The 15313-nt window shown below is 55.7% G+C and carries 9 protein-coding genes and 3 pseudogenes; 4 read left to right on the forward strand and 8 right to left on the reverse strand.

Annotation, left to right across the window (positions count from 1 at the left end):
• Positions 1–90: 90 nt before the first annotated feature.
• Together AX756_RS23440 and AX756_RS25890 are read left to right on the forward strand one after the other, a co-directional pair.
• Positions 91–882 (forward strand): annotated as a pseudogene (locus tag AX756_RS23440) (IS3 family transposase); the annotation flags it as partial.
• A gap of 179 nt (positions 883–1061) precedes the next feature.
• Positions 1062–1181 (forward strand): annotated as a pseudogene (locus AX756_RS25890) (IS5/IS1182 family transposase); the annotation flags it as partial.
• 70 nt (positions 1182–1251) lie between these two features.
• Here the strand turns inward: AX756_RS25890 and AX756_RS23445 are convergent.
• Genes AX756_RS23445 through AX756_RS23480 form a run of 8 tightly spaced genes read right to left on the reverse strand, consistent with a single transcriptional unit; the run spans position 1252 to position 14082 of the window.
• Complete coding sequence (locus tag AX756_RS23445) at positions 1252–2277, reverse strand: pentapeptide repeat-containing protein (protein ID WP_068317974.1); 1026 nt, start codon at positions 2275–2277, stop codon at positions 1252–1254.
• Positions 2274–6233 carry a response regulator gene (locus AX756_RS23450; RefSeq protein WP_156461651.1) on the reverse strand — a complete coding sequence of 1320 codons (3960 nt, stop codon included), beginning with the start codon at positions 6231–6233 and terminating at the stop codon, positions 2274–2276. Before AX756_RS23450 ends, AX756_RS23445 begins: the two co-directional genes overlap by 4 nt.
• Complete coding sequence (locus AX756_RS23455; protein WP_068317980.1) at positions 6230–7171, reverse strand: type IV pili methyl-accepting chemotaxis transducer N-terminal domain-containing protein; 942 nt, start codon at positions 7169–7171, stop codon at positions 6230–6232. Before AX756_RS23455 ends, AX756_RS23450 begins: the two co-directional genes overlap by 4 nt.
• Complete coding sequence (locus AX756_RS23460) at positions 7168–8418, reverse strand: ammonium transporter (RefSeq protein ID WP_068317983.1); 1251 nt, start codon at positions 8416–8418, stop codon at positions 7168–7170. Before AX756_RS23460 ends, AX756_RS23455 begins: the two co-directional genes overlap by 4 nt.
• A 37-nt stretch (positions 8419–8455) precedes the next feature.
• A complete protein-coding gene (locus AX756_RS23465; RefSeq protein WP_068317985.1) occupies positions 8456–8827 on the reverse strand; it encodes a response regulator in 372 nt (123 codons plus the stop codon).
• Between the two features lie 23 nt (positions 8828–8850).
• Positions 8851–10386 (reverse strand): ATP-binding response regulator, encoded by a 1536-nt coding sequence (locus tag AX756_RS23470; protein ID WP_068317988.1) that lies wholly within the window; start codon positions 10384–10386, stop codon positions 8851–8853.
• Positions 10383–12119, reverse strand: coding sequence for a hypothetical protein (locus AX756_RS23475; RefSeq protein WP_068317991.1), 1737 nt, complete (start codon positions 12117–12119; stop codon positions 10383–10385). The genes AX756_RS23470 and AX756_RS23475 overlap by 4 nt, the downstream gene beginning before the upstream one ends.
• Positions 12109–14082: a mechanosensitive ion channel family protein gene (locus AX756_RS23480; RefSeq protein ID WP_156461652.1), complete on the reverse strand. Its 1974-nt coding sequence runs from the start codon at positions 14080–14082 to the stop codon at positions 12109–12111. Before AX756_RS23480 ends, AX756_RS23475 begins: the two co-directional genes overlap by 11 nt.
• A gap of 141 nt (positions 14083–14223) precedes the next feature.
• On the opposite strand from AX756_RS23480, the gene AX756_RS23485 reads away from it, so the two are divergent.
• Positions 14224–14445: a hypothetical protein gene (locus tag AX756_RS23485; protein WP_068317998.1), complete on the forward strand. Its 222-nt coding sequence runs from the start codon at positions 14224–14226 to the stop codon at positions 14443–14445.
• A 97-nt stretch (positions 14446–14542) separates the two neighbouring features.
• Positions 14543–14878: pseudogene (locus tag AX756_RS25345) on the forward strand (transposase domain-containing protein); the annotation flags it as partial.
• Between the last annotated feature and the right edge of the window lie 435 nt (positions 14879–15313).

The following is a 15313-nucleotide window of genomic DNA, read 5'->3' on the forward strand; positions in this document are numbered from 1 at the left end:
ACTCAAATCATCCCTTGCGCCAACGGAGCCGTCCACACATGACAGCACCGTCGGCGATGAAGGATCTGCTGCAAAAACATTGGTAAGCCCATGGCGAAGCGACGGGCCGTGGGCTTTCTGATGACAGAGTGCGGTTTCAGCGAACGGCGCGCGTGCCGGATCGTTGGCCTGGCGCGGTCGGTGCAGCAGTATCAGCCAATGCCAAGGGATGATGAAGCCGCTGTTAAGCGCATGAAGGAACTGGCCTCCGAGAACCGCCGCTATGGCTATCTTCGGTTGCACGCGATGCTGCGCCGGGAAGGGTTGGTTGTGAACCACAAGCGCACATATCGGCTCTACACCGAGCAAGGCTTGCAGGTTCGGACCAAGAGGCGTCGCAAGCTGCCCAGGCGGGATCGCGTGGCGCCACAGGTGCCGGAAAGACCGATGCAGAGATGGTCATTGGATTTCGTCAGTGACCAGTTGGCTGACTGCCGCCGGTTTCGTGTGCTCAACATCGTCGATGACCACAGCCGGTTCTGCCCCGGCCAGATCGTCGACGTGTCGATCCCTGGGGCGCGCGTTGCTCGGTTCCTCAATGACCTGGCACTGCGCGTTGGCCTGCCGGAAGAGATCATTCTGGACAACGGGCCCGAGGGCACCAGCAAGGCCATGTTCGATTGGTCAGAGCGGACCGGTGTGCGCCTACGGTTCATTGAACCGGGCAAACCGGTCCAGAACGCCTTCGTCGAAAGCTTCAACGGCAAGTTCCGGGACGAATGTCTAAACCTTCACTGGTTTCGATCACTACGCCATGCGCGTGAGGAAATCGGCCAATGGCGGAATCACTACAACACCAAGCGCCCACACTCGGCGCTCGGCTACCTGTCACCAACGGAGTTCCTGATCAAAACCACCGCGCCAGCGCCTGAGACTCTTGCGGTCTCCACGCTGCCGCTCAACACTGAAACCCAACCGGAAGATTCCAGATCAAACCGGCCCTAATCGCGGGGGAAGGTCATGATCAGTAAGCGAAATCAGGTGATCTTGGCATCAAGTGGCATGCCACCTGGGGAATGTCGGTCGAGATCATGTTCGGGCGCCTGAAGGACTGGCGTCGCGTTGCCACCCGCTACGACAGATCCCCGACGGTATTCCTTTCAGCAATCGCGCTCGCGGCTACTGGCTTGTTCTGGTTGTAAATCAATAAGTCTGGAGCCTAGGTTTTTGTCCAGAATCTGAAAACTGAGTCTGAAATCAATAGTTCTGGCCTTAACTCCTTCGCGCTATTGTGTTTGCAATTATGGAGAGAAGCAATCCGAGAGTGAAATACCCCAACACAACTTCGCTAATTACAAGAATTTCACCCAGTACATTTTCTGCAGTCACGTCTCCATAACCGAGCGTAGTATAGGTAACCATGGAATAATAAAATGGCGTGAACCAACTTTGGGCGGAGTTTGAATAGTCCATCATCCCCCAGCCCATATTCATATCAAAAGCATAAATAATTCCGTAGACTGTAGCTATCACGAACGCGTATATTCCAACCTTTGCAAGACTTCGGCCATAATCAAAAAGACCCCAGATCCAGAACAAGAACTTTTCTGTTGTCCGCGTTGCTCCATTGGGCATTGATTCGATAGAGTTTTTTAATGTGTCAATGTAATCTTGATCTCGCGCATCGCGCAAAAAAAGAGCGTTGCCGTATGTGGAATCAAGGCCACGGATTCCCAAATAACAACCGCGCATATCTCGGAGGCTTCCATAGGTAATTCCAGTAACGTTCGCGCCTTCCAACCTTGCAGCTTGAAACTTGGCGCCGGTGACATTGGAATTGGCCAAACAAGCGTCACGCAAATCTACATTGGAGAGGTTGGCACCTCTGAGATCGGCTCGGGTTAGGTCTGCCTTGGCGAGGTTTGCCCCACGAAGGTCGGCACCAGCCAGAGACGCCTCGGTCAGGTCGGCTCCCGACAGGTCCGCAGACATCATCGACGCCGATGTCGCATCTGCCTTGTAGAGACCCGCAGCGGACATCTGGGCCCCAGAGAAATCCGTGTTCTTGAGGTTGGCATGCTTCAAATTGGCGCGTGAAAGTCGACTTTCAAAGAACACGGCCTCTGAAAAGTTCTGTCCGGAAAGGTTTCGCCCTTCCAAATCGATTTCGGACAGATCTGCACCCACAAAATCTGAAACGACGTTCGGACGAGTTGCCAAGAAGGCATCCCAATCGGAGGCACTGCCGCGGAGGGCCTCGATGGGACTTGTCACGTTGGATTGGAAATCGTCGGTCATTGTTCCTTCGCTCCAAAGCTTTCGGCTCTGTTTTGGATTAGGGCAAGGATCTCTTCCAGCACCTCTTCGATGCTATCCCCTGTCTTCTGAACGACCTCATGCGCATTGGCGTGAAGGCGTTTGCGTTCAGACGCGTCCAGTTGCATTGCGGTGACGATAATAACAGGGCTTTCCGCGGAGGGATGATCGCTGGACCTAAGCCGTTCGAGAAACTCGAAACCATTCACAACTGGCATCATAAGATCCAGAAGAATGATGGAGAAACTGCGTTCCTTCGTCTTCTCGAGCCCGATCTCGCCATTTTCGGCTTCTTCTACGTCCCAGTTGTCAGCTTGAAGGGTCCTCATCATCGTCGCACGGGCTGCTGGGTCGTCCTCGACCACAAGAGCCGATTTGCCTGTATTGGTTGCAAACTTTTTTATCAATTCAGAGAGTTTTGCGCGATCAACCGGTTTTTGAAGCGATTCCACGGCACCGAGTGAGTAGCTCATCGCCTTGTTCCCAACCATTGAGACCATAATGACGGGAATATCACTGAGGTTCTGATCGGCCTTCAAGCGGCGAAGGACCGTCCAGCCATCCATCCCCGGCATCATGACATCCAGCGTGATGAGAGACGGCTTATGCTTTTCCGCGAGGGCCAGTCCTTCGGCGCCGCTAGAGGCAAGGATCACATTACAGCCTTCAGCCTCGAGACGCTTCTTCAATAGCTCTCGCGCTGTCGCCTCGTCATCAATAACCAGCACCGAATTGCCGCGGAAAGCAAGGGCCGGCAGCTTTGTGTCCGGAGCATCTGCATCGTTCTCAGGCAAAGGATTGTCCGGCGAAACATCGGAGATTTTTGCCTCGGCTTCCAAGCCAAGATGCTGTTTCTCGACTTGCGTCGGCAGGGTGACGATGAAGCTCGATCCTTGCCCCAGCTTGCTCTCAACCTGGATAGCCCCCCCCATGAGTTCGCAGAACCGTTTTGTCAGAGCAAGCCCCAGGCCAGTGCCGCCGTAGTTGCGCGTTGTGGATTCGTCCGCCTGCGAAAACTCCGAAAAAATGTGCTCGAGCTTGTCTTCGGGAATGCCGATACCCGTATCGGAAACAGCGAACCGGACGGCGGGCTCCATGTTCAGTGATGTCGTTTTTACTTCAAGAGTAATGGCGCCATCGCTGGTGAATTTCGCTGCGTTGGAGATGAGATTGAAAAGGATTTGCCGGATCTTGGTGACGTCGCCACGGAGCGTCCCAAGGTCCTGATCAATATCAACGATCAACTTGTTGGAGTTTTTCTCAATGAGACTGGCGGCAGTGCTGGCCACATCCTGGGCGATCTCTGAAGCCGAGAAATCTTCGAGGAACAGGTCCATCTTCCCGGCCTCGATCTTGGAAAGGTCGAGGATGTCATTGATCAGCGAGAGCAGGTGTCTTCCGGCCGCTGTGATTTTGCCGAGATCGTCCAGCATCTCGTCCAACCCATCGTCTTCGGCGTCTTCGGCAAGCATTTCGGAATAGCCGATGATCGCGTTCATCGGGGTCCTGAGTTCGTGGCTCATGTTGGCCAGGAAGGCACTCTTGGCCTGGTTGGCGAGTTCCGCCTGTTCGCGGGCCTGTTCAGCTTGGCGCTCGAGTTCGAGACGCTCAGTGATGTCCTCGACCATGCCGATGTAAAAGACTTTATCTCCGACCTGCACCTCTTCAACCCGCAGTTCCAGCTTGAACACCGTCCCGTCGCGGCGAATCCCATCAACAATCCGCCGTTGGCCGACAACGGTGGAGGAGCGGCCCGGAGTGCGTCGTTCCAGATAGAAATCGTGCTCTAGGGCGATTTCCTTGGGCGTAAGAATTTTGATATTCTTGCCGATAATGTCTGCGTGATAGTAGCCGAAGATCGATTCCGCGGCAGAGCTGAACGTCTCGATGGTGCCCTTCTGATCGATGGTTATGATGCCGATCGGACTCGCTTCGATGATCTTGGATACGCGTTGCTCGCTGGCCTTCAATTCACCTTGAATCTCTTTCAGGTTTTCATTCTGCTCGAGGAGTTTGGTTTCGTTACGCTTGATTGTCGTAATGTCGGTGGCGACCCCGACAAGCCCACCTCCGCTGATTGGCGTCGTCCGTATCTCAATCGTTCGGCCAGCCAAGGTGTTAAGAACAACGGTTGACGAGTGACCTTCGGATAGAGTTTCCAGCCGTGTGCGTACCAGTTGCTCCGTGTCTCCAGTACCGTATTCTCCGTTCTCGGCGTGCCAGCGAATGACATCCTCTTCCGGTTGGCCTGGTTTTACCAACCTTGAAGGCATCCCAAACATTTCCGTGTAACGCTGGTTGGCAAGGACATAGTTCATGTCACCATCGAGCATGTAGATACCGTTCGACATTTTCGACAGCGCAAGCTCTAGTTGTGCCGAAGCATCATTGAGCTCGATGGTTCGTTCCGCGACCGTGTTTTCGAGGGTCTCTTTCTGGCGTTCGACGTCTTCCAGCGATTTGATCATGGACAAGCGCAAGGTTTCGAAGTTCCGCGCCAGATCCCCGATTTCATCTCTGGTCTCCGGATTTATCGGCGTGTCGAACCGGCCGGCCGTCAACCTTGCGGCATTCGACGAAAGGGACCGCAGAGGTCTCGTGAGGGAGATCGAGAAGAGGTAGGATGCGTAGATGGCAAAAGCCAAGATCACCGAAGCCACAAGGATGAGGCGGTCAATCAGTTTGTCTGCATCCGCGAGCGCCTCGTCACGATCGATTTCGCTCATGATCACCCAATCGAGGCCGGCAAGGTCCAGAGGGCGATAGGACGAGAGCACCTCGACATTGCGGTAATCAGGGAAGGCCTCGGTTCCAGTCTGTCCTGCCAGCGCGGCCCGTGTTCCGGCAGTATCGACCTGCTGCAGGCCGATGGAGCTGTTTGTCCGCGCGATCCGATCGACTGTCTCCTCTGGAAGGCCGACCTGGGTGATCATTTCCAGATATCTCTCTCGATCCTCAATCAGGAACCGGGACTGGTTCCTGAGCATGAGATCTCGCCCGACAAGATAGGTTTCGCCACTTGCGCCGAGCCCCACGTCGCTCCAGGCCTTGTTCGAGGTCATGATCGCGTTGATGCCTGTCAGCGGCAACTCGACGGCGAGCACTGCAAGCAGGGTAGGCCCGTCGTAGATCGGGATCGCCGCGAAGGCCGTCGGAACACCATAGGAAGGAAGGAACGGCTCGAAATCGGCCAGTACGACTTCCCCGGGTCTTCCTGCCAAAGCGGAAATCACGGAGCGGGCAAGGTGCGTGTCGGAGTGCGGACCGTCAAACAGGCTTGTTCCGAAGTCGATCTCGCGATCCACGGAATGGACAATGCGGCCCCGGGTTGGTTCGACGAGGAGAACGTCATAGAATCCGAAGCGTTCCTTGAACTCACTGAGAACCGTGTCGATCTTGGAGAATGAACGCCCAAATGCGTCCACGCTTGAAGTCAGCGAGGTCGGATTGACCATGTACCGGTCCTGAAGAAATTTTCCGGCGGAATCTCGCGGCAAGAGCGACTGCAAATCAATATCGCTCTCTGCAGCGCCATCCGATTCTTGGTACTTGGGCAGGAAATCTTCGGCGTAGAAATCCAACAGGCCCGGCGTCGGATCCGTGTCGGCCCGATCGACGACCGTACTCAGGTGAACGAGGCCGCTTCGAAGGTTTTGGATCTCGACCTTAAAGGAGCGGTCTTCTGAGATAAACGCCAGCTGGCGGCGGATCTGCGCGAAGTAGTCTTCGATCTGTTGAGCCTTGAGTTCCCTTACCGCCGTCAAACGTTCAAAAGCTGCGGATTTTAGGGCCTGATTTGACGTGTTGCCGGCCAGAAGCGACGACAGGCTGACTGCAACCATAGAAATCAAAATAGTAATGACTGCAAGCTTGGTTCCGATCCTCAACCCGTGGGATTTCTCGTCTCCATCATTTGTCTTTTTTGAAACGTCCGTCACTTTGCGGCTCCTTCGAGAAGCAGGGCAACATCATTCGATTTCTTAAGCAATTCTTCGAACCGCTGATCGATTTCCAGCATGTCGGAGCCCGACAGGCCCGAAATGCGCCGGGTGGCTCGTGATGATTCGATGCGGAGCTCTTTCCAGAGTTCGTCGGCCCCTTCGAGGGTATTGACGAGTTTTTCCCGCGCCCCGGGAGGCACGCTCTGTGGGGAAACTCGACGCAGAATATTCAACGAAACAGTGAATCTGTTCATCGCGAGAAACAAGTCATCGAATACATCCTCGTCGGCCGGATTGAACCTGTTCAGACATAGTTGCAGCATCAGCCTTTGGGAGAGCATACCTTGACGAACAGCGATGTTGATCAACATCGCTCGTTGCTCCGAGAGATCCTGGTTGCGGTAGACACGTTCGATCGCGGCGACGGCCCTGTCCATCGCGACGAGCGCGGGACCATTCAGTTTTGCGATTGCCTCCAGGTTCTCAGCCGCAACTGTTCTTCTTTCGACGGCATCGAGTACTGCGGCGCCGAATGGATTGAATAGCTGTTCGGCCCTGTCCAATTCCTGCAGGATCTGTGAGTTGTTTTCGGGAACCAGTCCCAGATCGATGTCACCCTCTCGGAGTGCTGCCTGTGATCTCTGGTGCAGTTCAATCGACTCCCGAGCAGCCATGAGGAGCCGATGGGCATCCGGATTATGATGCGAAAGACAGACCAGCTTTCCAGACCTCTGGATTAACATTCTCTGTCGGCCAGAAATGGTGAGCCTTCGCCCCACGTCAGGCAGGATATCCTTCGAGATTGCCTGCACGGGGGCTGCCAATGCGCCACCAAACGCTGCCATGCCGAAAAGCACCAGCCATCGCCGGTTCTCTCTGAAACGGACCGCAACGCTCCTTTCGCCCCGATAAAGGTCCGCGCGCAAGATCTTCACGCTTCACTCTCCAGCAATGGCGGCCCCGCGGGGATGACCTCGCTCTCATGTCTAATCCCGTGTTCGGTAATGTTGAGTCCGAGGATCTCTCCCTCCGCATCAACCCGAAACCTAAAAACCAGATTGCCAAGATAGAAGACGATTAGAGCGAGACCGAACGTCCAAACGCCATATGCGAGCACGCCAAGAGCCTGAACAGCAATCTGTTCCAGTCGGCCCAGCCCGGTGCCGAGTGTCTCTAGGTCTCCATAGAGACCCGTTGCCATCGTTCCCCAGATACCGGCACCCAGATGAACAGGAATGGCTCCAACCGCGTCGTCAATCTTCAACCCCTCAAGGATCTGGCTGAAGAAGAAGACGATCATTCCGCCAACCAAACCGATCAGGGCGGCCGTGCCGGTCGAAACAGCAAAACAATTTGCGGTAACCGCAACGAGACCGCCGAGCGTTCCATTGATGAACTGGTCCACGTCGAGACTGTGCTTCACGGCGTAGCTCAACCCGCCAGCGGATATCGCACCGATGCATCCTCCGATCACCGTGTTGACGAGAATTCCTGGGACGGTTTCGTTCAGCGTCAATGTGCTGCCGCCATTGAACCCAAGCCATCCGACAAAAAGAAGGATCGCGCCAAGAGTGGCGAGCGGCATGCTCGAGGGCACAATCTTGGATTTGTTCGCTCCATGATCGAACCGGCCAATGCGTGGCCCGACGACCAACACGAGCGCCAGTCCGGCCCAGCCGCCGACACTATGCACAACCGTCGAGCCCGCAAAATCGACAAACCCCAGATCCGCAAGCCAGCCGGACCCGCCAAACCCGGCCAGCCCGGCCCAAGTCCAGTGTCCGGCAATCGGGTACAGAACCCCGGCCACGATGAACGAGACGAAGAGGTAAGCGCCGAATTTCATGCGCTCTGCCACTACGCCCGAAAGGATCGTTACCGCGGCGCCGCAGAACATGACCTGGAACAGAAAGAATACGGCCAGAGACGGTGAGGATGCGGAGAGGTCCAGAGCGAACAAGTCAGTCCCGAACCAGCCGCCTTGACTCAAGCCGAACATCAATCCGAACCCAACTCCCCAGAACACGAAAGTCGATAGGCAGAAATCGGCAAGGTTCTTGATGGCGACGTTGATGCTGTTCTTCGAACGGGTCATCCCGGTTTCCAGGCACAGGAACCCCGCCTGCATCAGAAAGACAAGGGCGCTTGCGAGGACCATCCAGAGCAAATCAACTTCGTTCATCAACAATTCCGTTCAAGGTTGTCTCTCATGGATCGGATCACACCTGCGAGTTCAGCCATTTCTCAATTTTTTCCAAAAGCCGTTTGAAATCGACGGGCTTCGTGTCGTAGTCGTCGCAACCTGCACCAATCGCCTTGTCCCTGTCGCCAGCCATGGCATGGGCGGTCAGCGCGATGATCGGGATGGTTTTCGTTGTACTATTTGCCTTCATGTGCCCGGCCGCGTCCCATCCGTCCATGACCGGCAAGCTCATATCCAGCAGAATGATATCCGGGCTTTCTTCCGAGGCCATTTCAACCCCGCGTTGCCCGTCAAATGCCATGACGACGTCAAAGCCCTTCTTCTTGAGACGCCGAGACAGCATGTCCCGGTTCATTTCGTTGTCTTCGACCAGAAGTATTTTTGCCATACCTCGCCTCCCGCGTGTTTCATTCAGTCCGCCGTCCGGGTGTTGCCCGCCTCGTCCACTATCCCCGAAATTCTCTCTTTTGCGGGGCCATCGGATAGCCGTGCCTCCACGAGCTTGCGGAGATGCAACTCGAGCATCGTCTCAAGTTGGTCTTCTGTTTCGAAATTGTGAAATGCGCCGACGTAGGATCCGTCCTCGCCAATCAACCAACGGTCAAGATAGGCGTTCAGCCGGTCAATCTGGTCGAGGCGATCGAGGACCATGTCGCGATCCTGCAATGACAAGGTCGGCGCACCTTGCTTTCGATAGATCAGCATATCCGGTGAGCCGACATCCTTGAACCCCTCAAGCGCATCTTCGAATTCGAAGGCCGTTCCGGATTCATAGCGCGTTCCATCCGGCCGGACGATGGACTCCGGCAGAGGTGAGCCGATCCGTGACCAAAGAATTCCGACGTAGATCTCAGTCTCGCGCGGTGGATGAATTTGTGCCTGAAACGTTTCGGATGCGAGCAGTGGTTCCTCCTCCCAAAGAATCGGGATCAGGAAAGCCCGACCGAAGAACTCCTCATTCAGGCGTCCGATTACCGCCTTTGCCACGCGCCTCTCTGGGATGACATCCCCGGGCGAAGATATAAACAATCGGAACTGCCTGGAAACATTCTGACGTAGCCGGACCTTTTCGAGGCAGGCGCTGATCCGGGCCTGAAGAAGGATCGGGTTGAACGGTTTGAAGATGTAGTCCTCTGCGCCATGCAAGATGCAATCCACCATCTTGCTGATATCATCGGACGCCGACAACATGATTACCGGGATCGTTCTTAGGCGCGCTGAGTTCTTCAGTTTCTGCAAGGTCTCGAGGCCAGAAAGTCCAGGCATCATGTAATCCAGCAGGATCAGGTCGAACCTTTCCGTTTCAAGAAGAACAAGTGCCTCCTCGCCGCTGGCGACTGTCTTTGCGGAGTATCCCATTCGCTTTACACGCCGAGCAAGCAGCTCTCGGTTGGCCGGGTCGTCATCCACGACGATGATCTCTCCGCCTTGTCCGATCTGGCTAGTGACCAGAGCGGGTTCGCGCTCAACAGTCCCGTTTTCAATCGAAGCTGGTTTAGGGGTGTCAGAACAGCGTCTTGAAAGCAACGCCCCTGGAATGTTGTCGGCAAGCTCCAGTGCCACCCGTGCAGCGGCGGTGATATGCCTGAGATCCGAGGTCAATTCCTCGTTGTCGGTTTCTACAGCCTCTTCAAAGATGATCTCCGCATAGCCGTTGACATGGTTGAGTTGCAGGCGAAACTGGAACTGTGCCTCGGAGACGTTAATTTCCTCGATTGTCTCCTTTGTGGCGCCGAGGTGATCCTCGACCAGCGCCAGCATCCTTTGGCCGGCGTTCTGGATCGCCTGGAGGTCTCCGGAAAAGGATTTCAAAAGCTCCGGCGGCAGATCTTCTTCGATCATCTCTGCATAGCCGATGATATGCCCGACCGGTGTCCGGATATCGTGACGAAGCTTTGAAAGCCTCTCCGCAAACTCCTGATTGGCTCTTTGGATTGTCGTGGTCATCCTGCTGAAGGTGGTTCGTGTTCGCGGTGATAGCGGTGTGTGCTCCACTGAACCACGTCCATGAGCGACCGCTCGGCGAGGTCGCCAATTACATCTTGAGCGTGAGTGGGGTCAGAAGTAGCCTCCAGACGTTTTTCGGCCATCTCGAACAGGGTTCCTTGGTTGGCGTATTGCCAAAGCAACTCCCGTATGGCCATTTTCGTCTGATAGATTTCCCAAATCGCCAACCAAAGCGGCAAAAGCCCCATCAGGAAGACGACCAGGGTTTTGCCGTCGAGTTCACCAATATGAAAGTGGTAGAGCGACTTCTTGAAGAACAAGAGTGACACCGCTCCGAGGAACGCAGCCAGAAACAGCACTTTCTTAACTACTTCCAAGCGCTCGTGCTCATGGTGAAGCTGGCGGTGTTTCTTGTGGAAATAGGCGGATTGGTCCTTGACCCAACGCTCCGTGGTTTCGGCGATGCGTCGCCGGGTGGGGACGTCGCTTTCGTAGGTCAGTGGCTCGGTACAGCGGATCGCATCGCGTATCCATCCGAACCGTGCGAAGCGCTCTATGCTGGTGAGCCTCAACAGGTAGCGGGTTTCAAACGCGTCGCCACTGCCCGAAAGAACGATAAAAAAACGCACGCGCAAGGCTTCGGCAAGGGCACGAAAGGCCAAGTGACGACCAAACCATCCCCGGCGGGCGCCGATCTCGAACAGGACATAGCCAGCTGCGAAAAGAAGAATATAGGCGATCAGGAACCATTTCAGCGCAGCAATCTTTGCGTACAGAAGAAAGGTCAGTCCCATCATGGCGGCCATCAGACCGAACAGCTTAAAGAGGCGATCCGATTGGCGTTGGTTTATCAAGGCCAATTGATCGGCCCGGACGAAATCAGCATCGATCGATGCGGTTATCTCTGCAATCTCGGCATCTTCGGGCACAGAGATCGGGTAGGCTGGCAAGTCTGAACCGAGATCAGAATTCCGCTCGGAAGCATATTCTGAGAACTCATCCCAACGTTGGAGAACGGTTTCAGGTATGGCTGACAGGCGGCAAAGAAGACCCGTGGTGCCGGCCTGAACCAGATAGTTGGTATCGACTTTGGCGCTGTGAGGGTCACCGGATTGCCGTGGTGTCTTGATCCAGACGACCAGATCCGTGCGATCCTCGGCAAGGTCTGCGTCATCGAATATCTCATGTGGCCTGGCCTCGTCGGCCTGAATATCGGAATTCGCAAGATACCGTACAACCACATCGGACGTTCCGCCTGTCAGGCCGGTCACTTCGCCATCCCACAGGGCAACAAGCACGTTGGAGCGACGCACGAGGTAGTCCATCAATCGTCCATACAATGCATCCCGCGCCGGACCGTGAACCTGCAGGTCTGCTGTTTCACCGGGCGGAAGGGGGAGTTTCTCGATCACGACTCGTTCGTCTTCTGCAAGTCGCTTGAAATCCTCCAGCGCCGCCCCTTCAAAATCGGCCTCGTAGAGCGCCCTTGGCATAGGCAGCACCGCGCGAACAGGAAGGCCGATCTCCAGCGCAACCTCTGTTGCCAGGGTATCCGCCCCGTCGGCCAGGCCGGTTACAAGTTCGATCGGAAGGTTTGAAAAACGCGCCTTCAAGGCCTCAAGTTCCGTCCGGATCGCGTCCCGAACCTGTGCCAAAGCATCAGGGCGTATATCCCGGTGTCCAGTCAGCCCGATCGTGAAAACCAGACCAGATTTCACTGCCTCATTCCCCATCCTGCTGTCCTTTGATCTCTCTCGCCCAACGCGGCACTTCGACCCCGGTTCGCTTCGATATCGCACGAAGTGCTTGAAGTTCTTTTTGTGTTGGTTCGCCGTGAACGCCGGTCATCCCCACGGCGACGGCTTGCACGATATTCGGCCCGCCTTTCATCTCGCTGGCCCGGTCGAGCATGGCAAAGACTTCGCCGTCCGGGGCACTCACGTCGTCCATACTTGTGTATGTTCGGAACAGATCCAGGCCATGTTCAAGGTCCATATGCCTGAGCAGGTCGGCCTCTGCCATCGCGCGCCTGAGATAGGCCTCCTCCTGCTGATCACTGCCCCCCCGGCATGCGGCAACGATCGCCGCCCCTGCCATCGTCGCGGTCAGGACATCCTCGTGTCGAACCTTTGAGGAAAGAAGGCTCAGGAAATGGTGCAGGGCGGGGCGCTCCAGCATCTCATCGACATTCTGACGGATGTCTTCGGAGAGCTTGCGGCGTTCATCCGCATATAGAGTTGCCAGAAACTGCCGTTGCGCGGCCTCCGCGTCCTTTTCTCTCTGAGCCCTCCGGACCGAAAGGTCTGTTTCCAGCATCGCCTGCAATTCGGGGTGGTCGTCAATCAGCCGGCGCAGCGCGTCTTCCGACAGATGCGCGACCACGGAATACTGCTCCGCCTGAGCAAGAAGCTTCCGGTCGGTTCGCTCAATGAAGCTTTGAAGGCCGAAAACATCACCGGCACAGCAGCCTTCGATCTTGATTTCCGAGTCTCCGCGCCCCGGTACCTTCCGATACAGTGCGACGTGACCATCCAGAACAAGGAATAGCCCATCAGTCGCTGCGCCCGGTTCAAAAAAGCGCCCCGGCGGGTTGAGAGACAGAACACTGGCAGTCGAAGCCAGCTCGAAAAGCGATTTATTACTACAGCCCGAAAAGTTCTTCGAGCGGCGCAGAACGCCAAGAACGCTCTCGACGCCAAAATCTACTTCCTGGCGCTGGTCCAGTTCGCTCCACTCGTCTCCTGAGCCCAGCAGGTGGCGATTGACGGAAATCCGCAACCGGTGCTTCCGCATCGCGGTCCAGATCGCCATGATCATTTCGTTCTGCGCGTCCCACCACGGATCGTCACCATCGAAATAGTATCGAATGCGGATTTCGATACCTTCCTTGGTATATCCAAGCATGTTGAAGTCGGGCTTCGGCTCGCGGCGAACATACCTCGATTTCTCAAGTTCGTGGGCGATGGCGCGCATGACAAGTTCGGGCGGAGCGGAAAGCTCCACGATAAAGCGCACATAGTATTTGAAGCGTTCGGTCGGTTCGCTGAAGTTCAGAATTGTTCGATCGGCAACGCCACTGTTTGGGAAGATATACAAGGAGTCCGTATGGGGGTTCTTGACCGAGATCGAACGCCAGTTGATCTCATAGACCTGTCCATAAACACCATCTATCTCGACGTAATCGCCGATGTGCAAAGCTTGGGTGGCATTCAGGGCAACCCCGGAGAAGACCTCCTTCAAGGTGGATTGTGCCGCGAAACCAAGGACAAGCGCGACCACGCCGGACGTGGCCAGCAACCCTCCGATTGGCTCGTCATAGACAAAATGCATCACGAGAACGATCGCGGTGAGATATATCGCAAGCCCGACACCTTCGGTCACGATAACAGGCACCTGGCGCTGGCCGTGGTCCGAGAGCAATCCATCCCAGAGCACTGTGCGGATTATCCCGTTGAGCAGGAAAGCGATACAGACGGCGGCAGCAGACATGACTGCCCTTTGAAGGGCGCCAGCGAGATCGTCGTCACCAAGCCAGTTCAGGACAGGGCCGATCAGGAAATAGATGATCGCCAGGAAAGCTAGGAGTTCTACCGACGCCCGCACCCGATGCACTCTCCCGGACACGTAGACGGTCGCGATCCGAACTATCAGAAATGCGGAGCATGCCAAGATGCCGAACAGCCCGAAAATCGGCAAAACCTGTGGAATCGTATCTATTTGTCGCCCCCCCCCAAAACATCTTGATACTTGCACGCAAGCTGTCACATTTTCTTTACAGTAGTCAACGCGACGCCTCCGCCCGACGGCGGATCAGCGTGAGCGGGGGGAGCGAAGACGATGTTCAACTGGGACGACACAGAAGAAACGAAAGCCGGTTACACGGCTGCGATCGAAGCTGTTCTGGGCCTGACCGCACAAGGAATGCCTGTTACGGAAAAGGCCGTCGAAGAGTGGTTGGACGTTTCGCTGAGTGGCGTGGACGAACACAAGCACATTCGCCGGCATGCCATGGCTGTCGCCTATCGAATGATCCGAGGGCCACTGCGCCCACCCAATTGACCACGAAGTGACTGCGGGGAGGGTCAGTCGCCAGTAGCGAGTTCGTTGTTATCATAAACATCAAGCGTGTAAGGGGGGCACTCCATAGGCACGGGCCTATCTCGATGACGGCCGGCTGGAGTTGGACAACAACATCTGAGAGCGGTCAATCAGGCCGCTGACTCTTGGAAGAAAGAACTATCTGTTCATGGGATCCGACGGCGGCGGAAAGGCAGCAGCGATTGCCTACACCCTCATCGAAACGGCCCGAATGAACGGGGTCGACCCCGAAACCTGGCTCACCTGGGTTCTCACCTGCATCGCCGATCACAAGATCGACCACCTCGACGAACTTGCACCCTGGAATTGGGAGCCGACCCGAACGTCAACAGCAGCCACGCCGGACGGATACGTCAGAGGCGGCAACCACACAAATCGTTCACTCGGTGCCTGATGCCGAGTTTTCTTCCTCTATGAAAGTCTGAGCATAATGTAGAAGCCTATGTGCCTTCTCGAGGTCTCCGCGCTCCGCAGCATCCCGCGCATCCGAGCAAAACCCCTCCAAATCTGCGTACATCCTATCATCAAGCATCGCAGCCGCTGTGCTACGCACTAAGTGATCGATAGTACGGATTACTGCATCAGTTTTTTCATCCACAGAATTTACCTCTTTGGCAGCACAAGCGGTGCTGTTGGGATTTTGGATCTCCGCTTGGCTCAAGCGAAATCATCGCCGATGTATTTGCGCATTTCAAGGGTAGCTCCGCAGGTTGAGGGCTGAGACGCAAGTCGAAGTACGAGCGACGGTGAGAAAGGTGATGTTATGGGAACTTGGCTTGCGACTAGGCAGGTGGCTGAGTAGCTTCCCCGGACGATATAGCGCGACCCG

Source organism: Aliiruegeria sabulilitoris, assembly GCF_001558155.1.
GTDB lineage: Bacteria > Pseudomonadota > Alphaproteobacteria > Rhodobacterales > Rhodobacteraceae > Tropicimonas > Tropicimonas sabulilitoris.

Excerpts from the sequence above, each read along its gene's own strand:
- AX756_RS23445 (WP_068317974.1), bottom strand. The coding sequence starts at position 2,277 with ATGACCGACGATTTCCAATCCAACGTGACAAGTCCCATCGAGGCCCTC.
- AX756_RS23460 (WP_068317983.1), bottom strand. The coding sequence starts at position 8,418 with ATGAACGAAGTTGATTTGCTCTGGATGGTCCTCGCAAGCGCCCTTGTC.
- AX756_RS23465 (WP_068317985.1), bottom strand. The coding sequence starts at position 8,827 with ATGGCAAAAATACTTCTGGTCGAAGACAACGAAATGAACCGGGACATG.
- AX756_RS23470 (WP_068317988.1), bottom strand. The coding sequence starts at position 10,386 with ATGACCACGACAATCCAAAGAGCCAATCAGGAGTTTGCGGAGAGGCTT.
- AX756_RS23475 (WP_068317991.1), bottom strand. The coding sequence starts at position 12,119 with ATGGGGAATGAGGCAGTGAAATCTGGTCTGGTTTTCACGATCGGGCTG.
- AX756_RS23485 (WP_068317998.1), top strand. The coding sequence starts at position 14,224 with ATGTTCAACTGGGACGACACAGAAGAAACGAAAGCCGGTTACACGGCT.